The following is a 17,783-nucleotide window of genomic DNA, read 5'->3' as shown; positions in this document are numbered from 1 at the left end:
ACAACGTCGGGCGCAGCACGGCGACAGGCTAACACGACCTCGGAGCGCCGCGCACGAGCCGGGCGGTCGCCCACCGCCCCACCTCGGTCAGCTCGCCCGGATGATCCCCAGGCCGAGCGGGGTGATCTCGTGGATCTGCGACTTGCCCGACCGGTTGCTGCTGATCAGCCCGCTGGCCCGCAGCACCGACGCGTGCTGGCTCGCCGTGGCCGGGGAGATGCCCGTCAGCTCCGCCAGCTCGCTGGTGTTGCACCGGGTCGTCGCGATCGTCACCAGCACCCGGGCCCGGGTGTGGCCGAGCAGCGCCGCCAGTGACGGGCCCGGCTCCGCGTCGCTGTCGAACCGCGGGTGGCTGATCGAATAGACCAGCGCGGGCGGGCGGGCCGGGTCCTTGAACGTCGTCGGCATGCCGTGGGCGAAGAAGGCCGGGATCAGCCGCAGCCCGCGGCCCTTGAGGTGCAGCTCCTGCTCGATCGGGAAGCGCACCCGCAGCACCGGCGGGGACCACGTCACGTCCGGGTGCAACGTCGAGAGCAGCAGCTGCGGCCCGCCCCGGTCCAGGTTGGCCTGCAGCCGGTGGCGGTCGCGGGCGACCGCGCGGCGGACCGCAGGCCAGTCGGGGGCGACGCACTGGCGGTAGTAGTCGTGCAGGGCCGTGCCCAGCCGCCGCAGCTCGGCGGGCTCGCCGTCGCCGACGCGGCGCAGCCACGCCGGGACGTGGGTGCCCTGTGCCGTCAGCTCGGCGACGTCGCCGGCCAGCGAGTCGGCCGGTGTTTCGAGCACCGCCGAGACGCCCTCGCCGATGGTGCGGGCGCCGGCCGGGGTGAGGAAGTCCGGGCAGTAGCCGTAGGGCGGGACGGCGGACATCAGCAGCCGGCCGGACTGGGGGACCGCCGAACGCGACCCCCGCCGCCAGCGGCCGAAGAACGGCTCACCCTCCGGCCGCCGGATGCGGTAGCTGCTCATCAGCAGCTCCCACATCGGGTCGGCGTCCTCGGCGATGGTGATCTTCGCCAGGTCCGCTTCCGTGAAGTGAACTTTCAACATCCGCCGTGCGCACCCCCTTTCCGGCCGAGGGTAACGGGCGCCGCGGGGGCCGCCGACGGGGGTCGCGCGGCCGCCGGAAATTCACGCACCCGGGTCGCAATTCCGCACGGCCTTGCGAGAAGCCTTCACCCTCCGCAAGGGTAAAAAGCCATGCCGTGGCGCTTCACGCTGTGTCATTGGTGCGTAAGGGGGAGTCCTTGGTGCGTACGGGGGAAACGACCGGCATTCCTTGACAGCACCACGGTCGCCGGAGTTACGTCGTCGGCTGAATTCCGCGGAAAAAGAACGGAAATGGTTCTCGGGCCACCGGTACGAATCGAGCCACGCCACCGATGAAAGAAGACGAACCCCTGTCGCGCCGTTCCATCGCCTCCTGGAATCCCGGTAGCTGGCGGCTGCGCACCAAGATCTCCGTCGTGCTGTTGCTGCCCGTCCTGGTCGCCCTGCTGCTGGCGGGTGGCCGGGTGCAGGCCGAGCTCGCCCGTGCGGGCGGGCTCAGCGCGGTCCGCGACCAAATGCCGGTCGTGCAAGGGATTTCCGAACTCGCCGGACTGGCCGACGACGAGATGATCCACGGCGGCGGAGCCGCCCAGACCGAAGCGGTCGACGAGAAAGCCGCCGCCGTCCGCCACGACGCCGCATTTTCCCAGCTCAACGCGGAGCTGTCGCGGTCATTGGAAGATCAGCTGGGTAAATTGGCCGACCTGCGGCAGCAGACCGGTTCGCCACCCGTGAAAACCGCCGCGTACCACGACTTCACCGTCGGGCTGAGCGAAGTGATCGACGGGGTCGTCGAGCAGGCCGGGAATGGTGATCTCGACGCTTTGGCCGCCGCTGCCGAATCCCTGGTCCAGCTGAGGACCAGCCTCGCCGGTCAAGAAGCATTGGCCGGCCGTCCCGACGACGCTTCGGCGGGGGCCGCCGAACGGGCCGCGGCGGAGGAAACCGTGCTCACCGGACAGATCCGGCGCGCCCTGCCCGCCGGCGCCGCGGCCGCCCGGTTCGCCGCGGCCACCAGTCCCGGTGCCGGGGGCGCCGAGGCGAAGCGCGCGATGCTCGGCACCATCCTCGCCGAGCAGGTGAAAACGCTTTCGGACGCCGTGGGCGCGCAGACCAACACCGCCCGCTCCGACGCGCTGCGCGACGCCGCCCTGGTGCTCGCCGCGCTCCTCGGCGCCCTCGCCATCGCCCTCGCCGTGGCCCGGTCGGTGGTCGCCCCGATCCGGCGGCTGCACGCGGCCGCGCTCGACACCGCGCGCCGCCGGCTGCCCGACACGATCGAACGCATCCGCGAGGGCGATGACGTCGACTGGCGGACGACCGCGCCGATCCCGGTCGACTCCGAGGAGGAGATCGGGCAGCTCGCGCGCGCCTTCGACGACATGCACCGGCAGGCGGTGCGCCTGGCCGTCGGCGAGCAGGCCGAGATGCGGATCCAGGTCAGCGAGATGTTCATGACGCTGTCCCGGCGCAGCCAGTCGCTGGTGGAGCTGCAGCTGTCGGTGATCGAGGACCTCGAAGCCGACGAGCAGGACCCGCAGCGGCTGGCCGAGCTGTTCCAGATCGACCACATCGCCACCCGGCTGCGGCGCAACGGCGAGAACCTCCAGGTCCTCGCCGGTGGCCGGCCGGTTCGCCGCGACGTCGGCCCGGTCGCGACGGTCGAGCTGCTGCGGGCCGCGACGTCGGAGGTCAAGGACTACCAGCGCGTCTCGCTCGGCAACGCGCCCCGCGGGTCGGTGCAGGCCGAAGCCGCCGCGGACGTCGTGCACATCCTCGCCGAGCTGCTGGAGAACGCCATCCGGTCGTCCCCGCCGGACGAGCAGGTCGTGCTCACCGCCGACCGCGGCTTCGACGGCGGCCTGCTCATCGAGGTCGTCGACGTCGGGCTCGGCATGACCCGCGAAGACCTCGACGCGGCGAACGCCCGGCTGGCCGCGGGGGCCTCGGTCAGCCCGGAGACCACCCGCCGGATGGGCCTGTTCGTGGTGAGCAGGCTGGCGGCGTCGCACGGGATCACCGTCCGCCTGCGGCCGACGACCACGCGCACGGCGAGCGCCGGCATCACGGCCAGCGTGCACGTGCCCGGGGTGCTGATCCTGGTCGACCTGCCGCCCCGGACCGCCCCGCCCACGCCGGGCGTCAACGGCGCTGTGGTCAACGGTGCTGTGGTCAATGGCGCTGTGGTCAACGGCGCCTCGTTCACCGGCTCGGCCAACGGCGCTGTGGTCAACGGCGCTGTCAACGGCAGCTCGAACGGCACCGCCCGGCACGAGCTCGAACCGCGGTGGCCTGCCGAAGAACCGCCCCCGGTGGCGGACCCGCCGACGCCGATCTTCGACCAGATGCTGTCGCACTGGTTCGCCGAAGCCCCGGCGACCCCGGCCCGGCCCGGCGGCTGGGCGACCCCGGCCGACCAGGTCCGCCAGGCCGCGGAAGCCGCCGTCGGCACCCTCGACGACCTGGCCGACATCGAGTTCACCGATTCGGGGCTGCCGGCCCGGACACCGGGTGCGCAGCTGGCGCCCGGCTCGGTCACCCCGCGTCCGCAGCAGCCGCCGGACACGTCGTTCCGCGACCCGGCCGCGGTGCGGAACAACCTTTCCCGGCACTACAGCGGCATGCGCGCGGCCCGGCACCGGGTCGCGGGCGAGCCGGAGGCGGAGCAGCGATGATCACCCGGCAGGAAGGAACGGAAGTGGCCGAAAGGTCCCGGAACTGGCTGGTTTCGGCGTTCACCCAGGAGGTTCCCGGCGTCGCGCACGCCGCGCTCGTCTCGGCGGACGGGCTGCTCGTGGCCGCGAACGAAACCCTGCCGCGTGACCGCGCCGACCAGTTGTCGGCGATCGCCTCCGGCCTCTCCAGCCTCGCCCTCGGCACCGCCGACCTGTTCACCGCGGGGCGGGTGGTGCAGTCGGTGATCGAGATGGAGCAGGGCTTCCTGCTGCTGATGAACGTCGGCGACGGCTCGAACCTGGTGGTGCTGGCCAACCCGGGTTGCGACATCGGACTGGTGGGCTACGAGATGACGTTGCTGGTGGACCGGGTCGGGAAGGTGGTCGAGACACCGGCTCGGCCCGCGGCCGCCCCGGGGGCGGCCCGGTGACGGAAGGCCGGCGACGCGAGGGCGGGCGGCACGCGGCGTCGCTGGCCCGCCCGTACGCGTGGACCGCCGGTCGCACCCGGCCGACGGTCGACCTGGCGGTGGAAGCCCTCGTGGAGACGACGGCGGAGGGCCGCACGGCGCCGTACAGCCCGACCAACCCCCTGGCGGTGATCACGCAGCTGTGCCTGCACCAGCGATCGGTCGCCGAGGTCGGCGCCCACCTGGGCGTGCCCCTCGGTGTGGCCAGGGTGCTCATCGGCGACCTGCTCATCGCCGGCCAGGTGTCGATCCGCGACACGCTCACCGCGGACGCCTCCTGGGACGAACGGAACGACCTGCTCGAAAGGGTCCTCAGTGGACTACGTGCGCTCTGACGGTGCGGCGGAAAGCCGCGTTGTCGAAACCAGTGCTGCCAATAACAGTGCCTCCCAAACCAGTGCCTCCCAAAACGGTGCCTCCACGAACCGGATCACGTCGGCGAAGATCGTCGTGGCCGGGGGGTTCGGGGCCGGCAAGACGACGTTCGTCGGTGCCGTCTCGGAGATCGACCCGTTGCGGACCGAGGCGCTGATGACCTCGGCCGCCGTCGGCGTCGACCGGACCGAAGCGGTGCCGGGGAAGTTCGCCACCACGGTCGCGATGGACTTCGGCAGGCTCACCCTGGCCGAAGACCTGGTGCTCTACGTCTTCGGCACGCCGGGCCAGCACCGGTTCTGGTTCATGTGGGACGACCTCGTCTGCGGTGCGGTGGCGGCGATCGTCCTGGTGGACACGCGCCGGCTGGCGGACTCCTTCGCTTCGATCGACTTCTTCGAGTCGCGCGGCCTGCCTTTCCTGGTTGCCATCAACCAGTTCCAGGACACCCGTCAGCACGGGCCCGAGCAGGTGCGCGAGGCCCTCAAGATCCCGGCCGCGGTGGAGGTTGTCACGTGTGACGCGCGCTCACCGGAGTCGACGAAGCGGACCCTCATCGCCGCAGCCGAGCACGCGCTCGCGGAGCACCACGCGCCCAGATCACGGAAAGCCTGAAGGAGCCGGACAAATGCCCATGAACCACGAAGACTTCGCGATGGGCAACTGGCTCGTCGTGCTCGCCTATCTCACCTCGGTGGTGGGCTGCGCCCTCGGCCTCGCCTGCACGCTGCAGGCGCGGTCGACCGACAGCCCGCGCGCCCGGCTGACCTGGCTGGTGCTCGCGGCGGTGTCCATCGGCGGTGTCGGTATCTGGGTCATGCACTTCATCGCGATGCTCGGGTTTTCCACGCCCGGCCTGCCGGTGCGCTACGACATCCTCCGCACTGCGCTGTCGGCGATCCTTTCCGTGGTGGCGGTGTTCTGCGGGTTGCTGGTGTTCGGTGTCCGCAACCGGTTCGCATGGAAGCGGCTGCTGCTCGGCGGCCTGCTGACCGGGCTCGCGGTGGCCGTCATGCACTACACGGGCATGTGGGCGGTGCAGGTCAAGGGCACGATCGGCTACGACCCGACATTGGTGGTGCTGTCGGTGGTCATCGCTGTCGTCGCCGCGACCGCGGCCCTGTGGTTCACGGTCGGCCTGGACAAGCTCCTGCCCCGGCTGGCGGCGGGCCTGGTGATGGGCGCGGCCGTGACCGGCATGCACTACACGGGCATGGCGGCGGTCCGCGTGCACCTGGACGCGGAAGCGCCGGACCCGTCCGGCACGGAGGTGTTCTCCTTCCTGTTCCCCGTGTTCGTCCTGGCTGCGCTGGCGATGGCCGTGCCGATCTGCGCCGTCCTGATGGCGACGTCGAGTTCGGAAGCACCCCGGCACACGACGGTCGTGTCCTAGGCGCTCCCGCTCGGTGCTGGGCTGTGGTTGTCTGCTCGGTTTCGGTCATGCTGCCACGCTACCCGAACAAGCGTTCGAACATCATCACTCGATCGGTTAGTCCACAGTGGACGGCATGGCGCGGGTCGCCACGGGGAATTGGTCGGCGCTGAAGTGGACGAGGATCGCCGTCGCCGTGGCGCAGACGACGTCGCCCGCCTTGAGTTCGCCGGTGGCGTGGAGTTTCCGGCCGTCGCGGCGGACGAGCCGGCCTTCCGCGGTGAGCGGCACCGCGTACGGCGTCCCGTGGTGGTAATCGACCGTCAGGGACGCCGTCATTCCCGGGAAGCCGGCCGCCGCGGTCGCGCGGCCGAGCACGTGGTCCAGTACGGCGGCCACCCAGCCGCCGTGCACGCGGCCGGGTGGGCCTTCGTGTGCCGCGCCGAGGAGGACGTCGGCGCGCACCGACTCAGGTCCGATGTGCGCCCACGAAAGCGGTGGCGCCAGGGGGTTTCCGGGTCCTTCCAGCGGGTTGTTGATGCTCAGGTGGCCCCCGCCGTCGAGGGCGGCCAGCAGCAGCGGCGACCGGTGGCCGCCCGCCCGCAGCGCCTCGGTGACCGCTTCGACGCGGCGAGCGGCGGCGGCGAGGTCGGCTTCGTCGTCGCGGACGCAGACGGCGGCCTCGATCAGCTCGCGGATCCGGGCGCCGAGCAGCGCCCGCCCCGGCGGCACGCCGTCGACTACCGGAAACGGATTTTCGGACATCGCGCTCCCCGGGGACCGGAACTAGAACACGTTTCAGTCTAGCAGGGGATCACCAGGTCGGGTGCGCCGTGACGCCGCCGTCGACGACCAGGTCGTGGCCGGTGATCCAGGACGCCAGCGGCGAAGCCAGGAAGACGCACGCGTTGCCGACGTCGGCCGGGGTGCCCAGCCGGCCCAGCGGTGCCGCGCGCTGCCACCGCTCGACGCCTTCCGGCCAGTCCTCGGCGAGGCCCGGCCGGGAGATCAACCCGGGTGACACCGTGTTGACGCGGATCCCGCGTGGCCCGTACTCCAGCGCCGCGCCGCGGGCGTGCATCACCAGCGCCGCCTTGGCCGCGCTGTAGTGGCCGTGCCCGGGCGCCGGTTGCTGGGCTTCGATCGACGCGATGTGCGTGACGCTCCCGCCGTCGCCCATCAGCCGCGCCGCCGCCTGGGTGCAGGAAAAAGCGCTGGTCAGGGTCGCGTCCAGCATTTCCCGCCAGCTCCGCACCGGCAGCGTCTCGAGCGCTTCGACCGGCTGGACGCCGGCGTTGTTGACGAGCGCGTCGAGCCGGCCGCCCCAGTCCGCGACGGCGTCGAGCAGCGTGTGGCAGGCGTGGTCGTCGGTGAGTTCGGCGGCGAACGCGCGGGCCCGCCCGCCCAGCGCTTCGATGGCCGCGACGACGTCCTCGGCCGCGCCCGGACGGCGGTGGTGCACGGCCACCGCCGCGCCCGCTTCGGCGAACCGGAGCGCGATCCCGCGGCCCAGCCCGCCGGACGCGCCGGTGACGCAGGCGATCGAGCCGGACAGGTCGGGCAAGGCGGTCATCGCGCCGATCGTAGCTGCGCACCCCGGGTCCGTCGTAGGTTGGGACGCATGGCCAAGACCCGGAAGTTCGCCGAACTGCTGCAGACGCAGATCCGCCACGAGTTCACCGCCGCCCAGCAGTACATCGCCCTGGCCGTCTGGTTCGACGCCCGCGACCTGCCGCGGCTGGCCAAGCGCTTCTACCGGCAGGCGATCGAGGAGCGCAACCACGCGCTGGCGATGGTGCGCTACCTGCTCGACCGCGACGAGCCGGTGGCCATCCCCGGCAGCGGTGACGTGCGGAACGACTTTTCGAGTGTGCACGAAGCGATCGAGCTGGCCTTGACGCAGGAACGCGCGGTCACCGCCGACATCGAGGCGATGGCGAAGGCCGCGCGGGTGGAGGAGGACTACCTCGGCGAGCAGTTCGTGCACTGGTTCCTGAAGGAACAGGTGGAGGAGGTCGCGCAGATGTCGACGCTGCTCACCGTGGTGGAGCGGGCCGGCGGCAACCTGTTCGAGGTCGAGAACCACCTGTTCCGCGAGGCGGGCAACGAAGCCGAGGACGCCCCGGACATGCCGCCGGTCGCGGGCGGCAAGCTGTGACGGCAGGACGGTGGCCGGGCGGTGCGGCCCGGCCACCGTCCTGGCGGATCACCCCTTGCCGGCAGCGCCCAGCATGGCCGCGACCCGCTGCGTTTCACCTGTTCGCGCGGTCTTGCCGCGAGATCGGGTGGTGCACTCCGACGTCGGCCTCGATGGGGTTGCGGGCGTGCAACCATTTGCCGTCGGTCGGCCGCTTCTGAGCCGCCGGGGCTAGCGCCGTGCCGCCGTTCGGCGTAATGGTGAGGGTTCTCGCCGGCGACGGGGCCGGCGGAAGGTGGCAGCGATGGCGGAGCGGTTCGACTTCACCCTCGACCCGGTCGAAGCGGATGTCCTCGGCCAAGCCCTCGGCGTGCCCGCGCGGATCTTCCCGCTCCGGTTCGGGCCCGCGCCCGGGGACCCCGCGCGGCTGGCCGCGCTGGCCGACGACGTCGAAACGGCGCTCGCCGGGCGGCGGCTGTCCGTGCGCGGCCGCCTCAACAGCCACCTCCGCACCGCGTTTTCCCTGTTCACCGGGCACCGCGTGCTGGTCGCCATCGCCGGGATCGACGGGCTCGGCGCCACCATCGCGGTGGCCGCGCTGACCGACGGGGCGCAGGCACTGGGCATCACGCAGTTCGCCGCGGACGACCGGCTCGGGTTCTCGCTCTTCTCCGACGAGGAGTTCGTCGACGTGCTCGCCGGGGTGCTGCCGCCGGTCGCGGGCGTGGGCGGCCCGGTCGTCGCCGTCGAGCGGCGGGCGGGCCCCGAGCTGTCGGCGATGCGACGCCGGCGCCTGGCCGAGGCCGAGCACGACGACGCGGAGACGCTGGCCTTCGACACCCTCGAAATGGGCCCGGACCTCGGCCCCGGCGCGCCGCCGGAACCCGAGGCGGACGAGCTGCTTCCGGGCGTCCGGTACGGCGGCGGGCAGATCGTGGTGACCGGCCGCGGGCGCCGGGCGCCCACGCTGGGCTGGGTCGACACGGCCGCGGGCCGGTATCTGGTGCACGCGCAGGCGGGGCCCGGCGGGGCCGTGTCGGCGCACTACGAACCCGCCGGCCGCGACGTCGTGGCCGACGCGATCGGACGGGCGGTGGCGCATGTCTACTGACGGTGGTTTCGCGGTCGGCGCCCAGGTCGGCGCCCAGCTGGTGACGGCGCTCGACGCCGTCGCGGCGACGTTGGCGGCGGAAGCGGGCCGGTGGGCGGTGATCGGCGGGCAGCCGCCGCTGGGGGCGACGCCGGCGGGCCGGTTCGTCGCGGCCCGCATGGTGGCTTCCGCAACGGACGACCGCGGTCTGCTGACCGGGCTCGAGCGGGCCAGGACGACGTTCCCCCAGTACGTCGAGGCGATCGAAACGGCGGCGAAGAACTACGCCGGGCGGGAGGCCGCGACGCTCTCGGTCTTCACGGAGCCGGGGTCTTGACCGCGATGTGGCACGAAGAGTTCCGGCGCCGGCTGCTGCGGCCACCCGCCGCGGACCCGGTGCCGGCCGACGGCCTGGAGCCGCGGCCGTCCGACGGGGTGCCGATGACGGTGTGGGCGAACGTCTCCCACGAGCAGATGGCGGCCGAGGTGACGACGAACGCGAACCCGGCGGCGGTCGCGGAGTCGGCGCAGGAGTGGCTGCGCATCGCCGACGAGCTCCAGCAGCACGAGCGGGCGGTGCGCCGGGCGATCGAGGAGAGCCGAGGCGACTGGCGGGGCGCGGGCGGCGACGCGGTCCGCCGCCACCTGACGAAGGTGGCGGACTGGCTGGCCACCACGGCCCGCGGCGCGCAGCAGGCCGGACGGCAGCAGCAGGCGCACGCGCAGGCGCTGGAGGAGGCCCGCCGTCGCATGGCGGCCAACCCGCCGGTCGCGTTTTCCGTGGCCGAGGCGAACGCGCGGCTGCAGGGGATCACGGATCCGGTGGCCTACGCGCGGCAGCTGGCCGAGGACACCCGGCTGCGCGACGCCCAGGAAGCGGCCCACGCCGAGGCGGTGCGGATCATGACGGAGTTCGACCGGGCGCTGGCCCAGGCGGTGGTGACGCCGTTCTTCGCGGCGCCGCCGGAGTTGCCGGGAGTGGCGGTCCGAAGTGGACTGACGCGGGACGGCGCCGGGGTGGGCGGTGTGCCGGGGTTTGGCGGGGTGCAGCCGGCGGCGGTGGTGACGAGCGGGGCCGGTGGGGTGCCGTCGCCGGATTCGGTGGTGGCGGAGGATGCTCGGTCGCGGGCGGAGGTGCCGCAGCCGGATTCGGTGACCTCGGACGGGGTTCGGTCGCGGGTGGATGCGACAGCCGGGGTTCCGCCTTTTCCGCAGCCGGATTCGGGGGTGGTGGGCGGGTTGCCGCCGGGTTCGGTGGTGTCGGAGGGGTTGCGGTCGCGGGTGGATGCCGCCGCTGGAGTGCCGCCGGAGGTGGAGAGGGTGGGCGCCGCCGGGATTCCGCCTCTCCCGCAGCCGGATTCGGGGGTGCCGGGAGGGCTGCCGCCGGGTTCGGGGGTGCCGGGCGGATTGCCGCCGGATTCGGTGGTGTCCGAGGAGTTGCGGCCGCGGGTGGATGCCGCCGCCGGGGTGCCGCCGGGGCTGGAGGAGGTGCGCGCCGCCGGAGTTCCGCCCCTCCCGCAGCCGGATTCGAGGGTGCCGGGAGGATTGCCGCCGGGTTCGGGGGTGCCGGGCGGGCTGCCGCCGGGTCCGGGGGTGCCGGGAGGGTTGCCGCCGGGTTCGGGGGTGCCGGGAGGGTTGCCGCCGGGTTCGGTCCTGCCAGGTGGGGTTTCGCCGCACTCCGACTCGACCGGGGTGAGTGGTGCCCGGCTCGTTCCGCCGATTCCTCCGCTGCCGCCGGGTGATCCGGCTGTTGCGGCTGGGGTTCCGCCGCTGCCGCCCGATCCTCCGGTTCCCGGTGGCACCGGCGGGCCGGGGCGGGTGCCGCAGGGGGTGGGCGGTCTCGGCCGGGCACCCCGGCTCGGCTCGGGTGAGGACGCCCGCAGCCGCCGGCCGCGGCTTGGTGCCGGTGGTCCCGGTGGCTCCGGGATGCCCTCGGCCGGTTTCGGTGGTCCCGGTGGCTCCGGGATGCCCTCGGCCGGTTTCGGTGGTCCCGGTGGCTCCGGGATGCCCCCGGCCGGCTCCGGCGCTCCCGGTGGTGACCACGGGAACGCCACCGGGTCCGGCACCGCCGCCTTGCCTGAACGGTCCGGGACGGTGCGGGACACCCCGGCCGGCACCTCCGAACCCCCGCGAACCGGCCAGCCTGCTCCGCTTGCCGGGGTTCCGCGTCCTGGGGGCAAGCCTGCCGAAGACGACGAACACCGCGTTGCCGACTACCTCGAAGCCGATCCCGAACTCTTCGCCGTCGAACAGCCCGTTGTTCCGCCCACGCTCGGTGACTGGAAGAAGAACAAGATCTGGAGGAAGCAGCCGTGACCGGGTTCGGAGTGGCCGCGGACGAGCTCACCGTGCATGCCGGTCACCTCGACGGGATCGAGAGGCGGCTGGCCGCCGTCGCCGAGGCTGCCGCCTCCGCGGCGATGTCCGGGAACGCCTATGGGCTGCTCTGCTCCTTCCTGCCTCCTTGCGTCAACCCGGTCGAGGACAAGGGGAAAGCCGCCTTGGCCGCCACCGTCGAGGCCGTGCGGACCACCGCCGTCAACGTGCGGACCGCCGCCGGGAGCTACCGGCAGCGGGAAGACGCCTCCACTCAGCCCTTCCGCGACTACCTCGCCTGAGAGGACCGAAGATGACCGGACCCGGCGTCATGGCCATGAACGGCAGCCCCGACGAAGCGAAAGCGCGCCTCGACCAGTGGGCCGAAGGCTTGAGCGCCAAGGCCGCGAAGTACGAGTCGGTCGCCCGGCAGACCGGTGACCTGCGGCTGAGCGCCACCAGCGTGTCGAACTTCGTGAAGGTGACCGTCCGGGCCGACGGGAGCGTCACCGACCTCGAATTCGGGCCCCAGGCGCGGACCGTCCCGATGCCCGAGCTGGCCACGCTCATCCTCGACACCATGCGCCGGGCCCAAGCCGGGATCGCCGGGCGGGTCGGCGACGTCCTGGCCGCCGAACTCGGCGACGAAGACCCCCAGACCCGGGAACTGATGCTGGCCGACCTGCGCGGCCGGTTCCCCGAGCCCGACGAAGACGCCGTCGAAGACTCCGCCGGCGAACCGCAGGAGACCGAACGCGACGACGACGCCGCCCAGGACGAGGAGCCGTGGTGACGGACCCCGCGTTCGCCGGGGCCTCGCTGCTGGAGTCGGCCGCCGACCTCAAGTCCGCGATCGACAGCGGGGACTGGGCCGCCGGTGCCCTCGCCGCGGCCGGCGCCGGGCTCGACGCGCTGGGCGCGGTGATGGACCCCTTCGGCACGATCCTCTCCCAGGGGGTCGGCTGGCTGATGGAGCACGTGGGCCCGCTCAAGGAGGCCCTGGACGCGCTCGCCGGTGACCCGGCGGAGATCGCCGCGCACGCCGAGGCGTGGCAGTCCGTCGGCACCCAGCTGGCGGCGATCGGCACCGACCTCACCGCGCTGGCAGCCGCCGACACGCCGAGCTGGACCGGCCCGGCGGCCGACGCCTACCGCCGGCGGACCGCCGACACCGCGCAGCTCCTGCTCGCGTCGCAGAACGCCGCCGAGGGCGCCGCGGGCGGGGTGCGCACCGCCGGGGAGCTCGTGGGCGCGGTCCGCTCGCTGGTCCGCGACATCGTCGCCGAGCTGGTCGGCCGCATGATCAGCTGGGCGCTGCAGGTGCTCGGCACGTTCGGCATCGGCCTGACCTGGGTGGTGCCGCAGGTGGCCAGGGCGGTCGCCTCGACGGCCGCGAAGATCGCGAGCCTCACCGGCCGGGTGATCGACGCGCTGGGCCGGCTGATCCCGCTGCTCAAGCGGGCGGGTGACGTCTTCGGCGACGCGTCCGCGGCCCTGCGGCGCGTCGACGCCGGCTCGGTCACGCCGTCGCGCGCGGTCGGCGACCTGCCGACGCGGCCCGGCGCGGGGGAAACCCTGCCCGGCGACGGCGGCTCGGTCACGCCCGCCCACGCGGGCGGCAGCGGCGGTGCCACCCCGCCCGCCCACGCTGGCGGAAGCACGCCGACGCACGCGGACGGTGACGCACCGGCCGCCGCCCCACCTCCGAAACCGTCCACTCAGGACACTCCAGACACTCCGGACACACCCGCCGCCACGAAACCCGCGTCGGCCACGCGGCCGCTGAGCGACCGCGGCAACCCCGCCGAACACGACGTCCCGGTCAAGGACCGCACCCTCTGCGCCGACCCCGTCGACGTCGCCACCGGGTGGGTCGTCCTCGCCAAGGACGACGCCGAGTTCGCCGGTGCCCTGCCGCTCGTCGTGTCGCGCACCCACCTCTCGGCCTACCGCCACGGCCGCCTCTTCGGGCCGTCCTGGGCGTCCACGCTCGACCAGCGCCTCGAAGCCGGGCCCGGCGGGCTGGACCTCGCGCTGGCCGACGGCACCGTGCTCACCTTCCCCGTGCCCGCCGGGGCCGCCCCGGTCGTCCCGGACAGCGGCCCGCGGCTGCGGCTGTGGCGGGACGGCGACGGGTACGCCGTCGGCGACCCGGCCACCGAACGGCTGCTGTTCTTCGACTCCGGCGGCCGGCTGCACGGCGAGGGCGACGGCGACGGCAACCGCGTCACGATCGCCTACGACGCCGCCGGCCTGCCCACCGAGCTGCGGCACTCCGGCGGCTACCGGCTGCTCGTCGAGACCGGCGACGGCCTGGTGACGGCGCTGCGCCTGCCGGGCGCGGAAACGCCGCTGGCCCGCTACGCCTACGACGCGCGGCGGCGGCTCACCGAGGTGACCGACGCCCGCGGCGTCCCGACGAAGTTCACCTACGACGCCGACGGCCGGATCGTCCGGTGGGAGGACTGCGCCGGCCGCTGGTACCGCTACGGCTTCGACGCGCTCGGCCGGTGCGTCCGCACCGAAAGCGACGGCGGGCACCTGGACTGCACCCTGGCGTACGAGCCGGGCGTCACCCGGCTCACCAACTCCCTCGGCGCGACCACGACCTACCGGCTCGACGAACGCCTGCGCGTGGTCGCCGAAACCGATCCGCTCGGCCACACGTCCACAGTGGACCTCGACGCGCTCGGCCGGGTCCGCGCCCGCATCGACGCGCTCGGCCGGACCACCGCCTACGAGTTCGACGACGCGGGCAACGTCGTGCGCGTGACCCGGCCGGACGGCGGTGTCGCGGTCGCCGAGTACGACGGCAACGGCCGTCCGGTGCTGCGCGTCGGTCCCGACGGCGCGGCCTGGCAGTGGGAGTACGACCCGCGCGGCAAGCTCCTGCACACCACCGATCCGGTGGGGGCGGTCACGCGGTACGGGTACGACGAGGCGGGCAACATCGCCGCCGTCACCGACGCGCTCGGCGGGGTCACCCGGTTCGAGAACAACGCGGCGGGGCTGCCGGTCTCGGTGACCGACCCGCTCGGCGCCGTCACCCGCTACGAGTACGACGGCTTCGGCCGGGTCACGACCGTCGCCGGCCCGCTCGGCGCGGTGACCAGGATGCGCTGGTCGCCCGGCGGTGACCTGCGGGAGCAGGTCGACCCGGACGGCGCGACCTGGCGCTGGTCCGACGCCGCCGCGGGCACCGCCGAAGAAGCCGTCGACGCGCGTGGCCTGGTCAGCCGGACCGAGTTCGGCCCGTTCGACCTGCCGGTTTCCGACGAAGGGCCGGCCGGGCAGCGGCTCGAGTACACCTACGACACCGAACTGCGGCTCGTGGCGGTGACCGACGCCCAAGGGCTGGTGTGGCGCTACGAGTACGACGCCGCCGGGAACCCGGTCTCCGAAACCGACTTCAACGGCCGCACCACGCGCTACGGCTACGACGCCGCGGGACAGCTCGTCCGGGTCGACCGGGCCGACGGCGGCACCGTCCTGCTCGAACGCGACGTCCTGGGCCGGATCGTCACCCGCCGCGCGGGTTCCGACGTGGCCGTCTTCGCCTACGACGCCGCGGATCGGCTGATCTCCGCCCGCAACGACGCCGCGGAGGTGATCTTCGCCCACGACCCGCTCGGCCGGGTGGTCGCCGAGTCCGTCGACGGCCGCGTGGTGCACTCGGCGTACGACGCGCTCGGCCGCCGGACCCTCCGGCGGACGCCGTCCGGGGCGCAGTCCGCCTTCGCCTACGACGCGGCGGGCCGTCCGGTCGCGCTGCGCACCGGCACCCGGGAGCTGTCGTTCGCCCACGACCGCGGCGGTCGCGAAGTGTCCCGCCGGCTCGGGCACACCGAGCTGCGGCAGTGGTGGGACCCCCAGGACCGGCTGCTCGGCCAGGCGGTGCGCGCCGGCGACCGGATGACCCAGCGGCGCGAGTACACCTACCTGCCCGACGGCCACCTCGCCGGCGTCACCGACGCGCTGTCCGGCCCGCGCGCGCTGGAGGTCGACGCCGCCGGGCGGGTGTGTTCGGTGACCGGGCCCGCGTGGCGCGAGGACTACGCCTACCGCGCGTCCGGCGCCATCACGCACGCGGGCTGGCCGGCCCGGCCCGAGGCGGAGCCCCGGATGTCACCGGACGCCGCGGTCGGGCCGCGGCAGTACTCGGGCACCCTGCTGACCGCCGCCGGGGACACGGTCTACCGGCACGACGCCCTCGGCCGCACGGTCGAGCGGCAGCGGCACGGCCGGAGCTGGCACTACCACTGGAACTCCGACGACCGGCTCACCGCGGTCGGCACCCCGGACGGGACCGAGTGGGTGTACCGGTACGACGCGCTCGGGCGGCGGATCGCGAAACTGCGGCTCGACGGCGAAGGGCGCGTCGCCGAGGCGATCGGCTTCACCTGGGACGGCACCGAACTGGCCGAGGAGACCCACGCCGGGATGACCGTCGGGTGGGACCGCGAGCCCGGGTCCGGGCGGCCGATCGCCCAGACCGAGCGGTGGGGGACCGGCGAGCGGTTCCACACCATCGTCACCGACCTGGTCGGGGCCCCGGCCGAGCTCGTCGACGAAGCGGGCGAGGTCGCCTGGCACCCGCGCGCCACTCTCTGGGGCCAGGTCGCCGACGAGCCCGCGCGGGCCTGGACCCCGCTGCGCTTCCCCGGCCAGTACCACGACCGGGAAACCGGGCTGCACTACAACTTCCACCGCTACTACGACCCCGAAACCGGGCGCTACCTCAGCCACGACCCGCTCGGGCTGGGCCCGGCGCCGGACTCGCTGGCGTACGTGCCCAACCCGACCCGCCAGATCGACCCCCTCGGCCTCACCGGCGTGACGCCGTGCGCGGCGGCCGGCGGCGGTGGCGGCAAGCGGCCGCCGGGCAGCAACCCGGGGCTGACGCCCGGTTCGTCGTCGGGTCCGCAGCCGCCGAAGCGCGCCAAGACCAGCTACGACGACGGCACCCACGGCGCGAAGGGCCGGGAGCAGCAGCGGCTCACCAAGCTGTTCGACGCCCGGCTGAAGGCACCGGGCGGCCCGGCGAAGGGCAAGGTCAGCGGCGACACCCACCAGTCGGAGCACCCGATCGGCTACGAGGTGCTCGGCCGCGGCAGCGCCGCCAAGCGCGGGGCCGGGGACCAGCAGAAGCAGCTGGAGAACCACGCACCCGCGTACCAGGAGGAGTACGCGTCGCACCGGGCGCACATCGGGACCGGCACCAGTTCGCGGACCGCGGAGTCCGGGTTCACCGCGCAGTCCTACCGCGACGCGCAGCGCACCGCGCTGGAGGCGGGCGACCCGAACACGGCCCTGCAGCTCAACCAGCTCGACTACGCCCACCAGCAGCACTTCCACACCACGACCGGCACGCTCGGGGGCGACATCGCGGACGACTCCTACCGGCACATGGTCGAGCACGCGAAGGGCAAGGGCGTCACGTACGCGACGGGCCCGGGCGTCAACGCGACCACGCCGCCGCTCAGCACGCACGACGTCCGGGAACTCAAGGCGGCCCGGGAAGCCGCGCGCACCGGGAAGTTCCCGGACCACCAGACCTACGAGCAAGAACTCGAGGAGAGCCACCGGAAGTACCGCGACCCGACGCCGCAGGACTGGGAAGCGCTCGAACGCGGTGACCTCGGGGGGCCGTCCTACGACTCCGACGACTGAGCCGGCGGGTCACTGAGCAGTTCCCGGGCCAGTGCCCCGGCCCACCAGCGCTCGACCCGGTCGGGCGACCAGCCGCGTTCGACGGTGAACGTGGTGTAGACGTCGATGGTGCACAGGCCGGCGTAAACGTCCACGGCGGTCGGGAGGTCGTGGCGCAGCGTGCCTTCCGGCCAGGACGTGAACACCTGCACGCGGGTCCCGTCGGCCGTCTGCCGGGCCTGCCGGTACAGGTCCGCCAGTTCGGGTTCGGTGCGGCCCGCTTCGCGGACCAGCGCGATGAGGTCGCCCGCGCGCTCGAACAGCCGCCGGTCGTACCCGGCCATGGCCGCCAGCTGCCGCGCCGGGACCGCGGTGCCTTCCAGCTCGTCGAGCAGCCGCGGGAGGTCGGCGGTGAGGTCCGCGGCGTCGGCCAGCGCGCGGACCAGGCCGGTTTTGTTCCGGTAGGCCGCGTAGACGGTCGGGACCGAAACCCCGGCCTCGCGCGCCACGTCCCGCACCGTGGTCGCCGCCCAGCCCTGGGCGACGAACAGCCGGCGGGCCGCTTCGGCGATGTCCGCGCGGGTGCGCTGGGCCTGTTCCAGCCGGCGCAGTGAGTCGTAGCGGCGTTCTCCCATGAGTCCCTTCCGGTGGC

16 protein-coding genes are annotated in these 17,783 nt (G+C 73.7%); 12 read left to right on the top strand and 4 right to left on the bottom strand.

What is annotated here, in order from left to right; all coding sequences use genetic code 11:
• Positions 1 to 87 precede the first annotated feature (87 nt).
• The gene (locus tag BLW76_RS39160; protein ID WP_091317013.1) at positions 88 to 1,047 is read right to left on the bottom strand and encodes an ArsR/SmtB family transcription factor; all 960 of its coding nucleotides are present in this window, start codon (positions 1,045 to 1,047) and stop codon (positions 88 to 90) included.
• Between the two features lie 395 nt (positions 1,048 to 1,442).
• Between BLW76_RS39160 and BLW76_RS39155 the strand changes: the two genes are divergently transcribed.
• The 5 genes from BLW76_RS39155 (at position 1,443) to BLW76_RS39135 (ending at position 5,960) form a co-directional block, all read left to right on the top strand.
• Positions 1,443 to 3,722 (top strand): ATP-binding protein, encoded by a 2,280-nt coding sequence (locus tag BLW76_RS39155; RefSeq protein ID WP_091320430.1) that lies wholly within the window; start codon positions 1,443 to 1,445, stop codon positions 3,720 to 3,722.
• Entirely contained in the window at positions 3,719 to 4,153 is a 435-nt protein-coding gene (locus tag BLW76_RS39150; RefSeq protein ID WP_167384882.1) for a roadblock/LC7 domain-containing protein, read from the top strand. Before BLW76_RS39155 ends, BLW76_RS39150 begins: the two co-directional genes overlap by 4 nt.
• A complete protein-coding gene (locus tag BLW76_RS39145) occupies positions 4,150 to 4,527 on the top strand; it encodes a DUF742 domain-containing protein (RefSeq protein WP_091317012.1) in 378 nt (125 codons plus the stop codon). Before BLW76_RS39150 ends, BLW76_RS39145 begins: the two co-directional genes overlap by 4 nt.
• Before the next feature lie 115 nt (positions 4,528 to 4,642).
• Positions 4,643 to 5,182, top strand: coding sequence for a GTP-binding protein (locus tag BLW76_RS39140; RefSeq protein ID WP_091317010.1), 540 nt, complete (start codon positions 4,643 to 4,645; stop codon positions 5,180 to 5,182).
• 19 nt (positions 5,183 to 5,201) lie between these two features.
• The gene (locus tag BLW76_RS39135) at positions 5,202 to 5,960 is read left to right on the top strand and encodes an MHYT domain-containing protein (protein WP_167384881.1); all 759 of its coding nucleotides are present in this window, start codon (positions 5,202 to 5,204) and stop codon (positions 5,958 to 5,960) included.
• 96 nt (positions 5,961 to 6,056) lie between these two features.
• Here BLW76_RS39135 and BLW76_RS39130 read toward each other — a convergent pair whose 3' ends face one another.
• Both BLW76_RS39130 and BLW76_RS39125 read right to left on the bottom strand, forming a co-directional pair.
• Positions 6,057 to 6,704: a PaaI family thioesterase gene (locus BLW76_RS39130; RefSeq protein ID WP_091317007.1), complete on the bottom strand. Its 648-nt coding sequence runs from the start codon at positions 6,702 to 6,704 to the stop codon at positions 6,057 to 6,059.
• Between the two features lie 49 nt (positions 6,705 to 6,753).
• Positions 6,754 to 7,512, bottom strand: coding sequence for an SDR family NAD(P)-dependent oxidoreductase (locus BLW76_RS39125; protein ID WP_091317005.1), 759 nt, complete (start codon positions 7,510 to 7,512; stop codon positions 6,754 to 6,756).
• A gap of 48 nt (positions 7,513 to 7,560) precedes the next feature.
• Here BLW76_RS39125 and BLW76_RS39120 point away from each other — a divergent pair, with 48 nt between their 5' ends.
• From BLW76_RS39120 to BLW76_RS39090, 7 genes are all read left to right on the top strand, one after another.
• Positions 7,561 to 8,097, top strand: a complete 537-nt coding sequence (locus BLW76_RS39120) for a ferritin (RefSeq protein WP_091317003.1) — start codon at positions 7,561 to 7,563, stop codon at positions 8,095 to 8,097.
• 283 nt (positions 8,098 to 8,380) lie between these two features.
• Positions 8,381 to 9,187 (top strand): ESX secretion-associated protein EspG, encoded by an 807-nt coding sequence (locus tag BLW76_RS39115; RefSeq protein ID WP_091317001.1) that lies wholly within the window; start codon positions 8,381 to 8,383, stop codon positions 9,185 to 9,187.
• Positions 9,177 to 9,503 carry a hypothetical protein gene (locus BLW76_RS39110; protein WP_091317000.1) on the top strand — a complete coding sequence of 109 codons (327 nt, stop codon included), beginning with the start codon at positions 9,177 to 9,179 and terminating at the stop codon, positions 9,501 to 9,503. Before BLW76_RS39115 ends, BLW76_RS39110 begins: the two co-directional genes overlap by 11 nt.
• Positions 9,504 to 9,508: 5 nt before the next feature.
• Positions 9,509 to 11,482, top strand: coding sequence for a PPE domain-containing protein (locus BLW76_RS50580; protein ID WP_091316998.1), 1,974 nt, complete (start codon positions 9,509 to 9,511; stop codon positions 11,480 to 11,482).
• Positions 11,479 to 11,784 carry a type VII secretion target gene (locus tag BLW76_RS39100; RefSeq protein WP_091316997.1) on the top strand — a complete coding sequence of 102 codons (306 nt, stop codon included), beginning with the start codon at positions 11,479 to 11,481 and terminating at the stop codon, positions 11,782 to 11,784. Before BLW76_RS50580 ends, BLW76_RS39100 begins: the two co-directional genes overlap by 4 nt.
• An 11-nt stretch (positions 11,785 to 11,795) precedes the next feature.
• The gene (locus BLW76_RS39095; protein ID WP_091316995.1) at positions 11,796 to 12,275 is read left to right on the top strand and encodes a YbaB/EbfC family nucleoid-associated protein; all 480 of its coding nucleotides are present in this window, start codon (positions 11,796 to 11,798) and stop codon (positions 12,273 to 12,275) included.
• Entirely contained in the window at positions 12,272 to 17,152 is a 4,881-nt protein-coding gene (locus BLW76_RS39090) for an RHS repeat-associated core domain-containing protein (RefSeq protein WP_091316993.1), read from the top strand. The genes BLW76_RS39095 and BLW76_RS39090 overlap by 4 nt, the downstream gene beginning before the upstream one ends.
• Here the strand turns inward: BLW76_RS39090 and BLW76_RS39085 are convergent.
• Positions 17,134 to 17,766 (bottom strand): TetR/AcrR family transcriptional regulator, encoded by a 633-nt coding sequence (locus BLW76_RS39085; protein ID WP_091316992.1) that lies wholly within the window; start codon positions 17,764 to 17,766, stop codon positions 17,134 to 17,136. The genes BLW76_RS39090 and BLW76_RS39085 overlap by 19 nt on opposite strands.
• Positions 17,767 to 17,783 lie beyond the last annotated feature (17 nt).

The sequence above is a fragment of the Amycolatopsis tolypomycina genome, assembly GCF_900105945.1.
GTDB lineage: Bacteria > Actinomycetota > Actinomycetes > Mycobacteriales > Pseudonocardiaceae > Amycolatopsis > Amycolatopsis tolypomycina.
Note: the sequence above shows the minus strand (reverse complement) of the source record. Positions and strands in the feature narration are given on the sequence as shown.

Bases quoted from the DNA above. Each gene is read 5' to 3' on its own strand.
- BLW76_RS39160 (WP_091317013.1), bottom strand. From the start codon at position 1,047: ATGTTGAAAGTTCACTTCACGGAAGCGGACCTGGCGAAGATCACCATC.
- BLW76_RS39150 (WP_167384882.1), top strand. From the start codon at position 3,719: ATGATCACCCGGCAGGAAGGAACGGAAGTGGCCGAAAGGTCCCGGAAC.
- BLW76_RS39135 (WP_167384881.1), top strand. From the start codon at position 5,202: ATGAACCACGAAGACTTCGCGATGGGCAACTGGCTCGTCGTGCTCGCC.
- BLW76_RS39130 (WP_091317007.1), bottom strand. From the start codon at position 6,704: ATGTCCGAAAATCCGTTTCCGGTAGTCGACGGCGTGCCGCCGGGGCGG.
- BLW76_RS39125 (WP_091317005.1), bottom strand. From the start codon at position 7,512: ATGACCGCCTTGCCCGACCTGTCCGGCTCGATCGCCTGCGTCACCGGC.
- BLW76_RS39120 (WP_091317003.1), top strand. From the start codon at position 7,561: ATGGCCAAGACCCGGAAGTTCGCCGAACTGCTGCAGACGCAGATCCGC.
- BLW76_RS39115 (WP_091317001.1), top strand. From the start codon at position 8,381: ATGGCGGAGCGGTTCGACTTCACCCTCGACCCGGTCGAAGCGGATGTC.
- BLW76_RS39110 (WP_091317000.1), top strand. From the start codon at position 9,177: ATGTCTACTGACGGTGGTTTCGCGGTCGGCGCCCAGGTCGGCGCCCAG.
- BLW76_RS50580 (WP_091316998.1), top strand. From the start codon at position 9,509: ATGTGGCACGAAGAGTTCCGGCGCCGGCTGCTGCGGCCACCCGCCGCG.
- BLW76_RS39095 (WP_091316995.1), top strand. From the start codon at position 11,796: ATGACCGGACCCGGCGTCATGGCCATGAACGGCAGCCCCGACGAAGCG.
- BLW76_RS39085 (WP_091316992.1), bottom strand. From the start codon at position 17,766: ATGGGAGAACGCCGCTACGACTCACTGCGCCGGCTGGAACAGGCCCAG.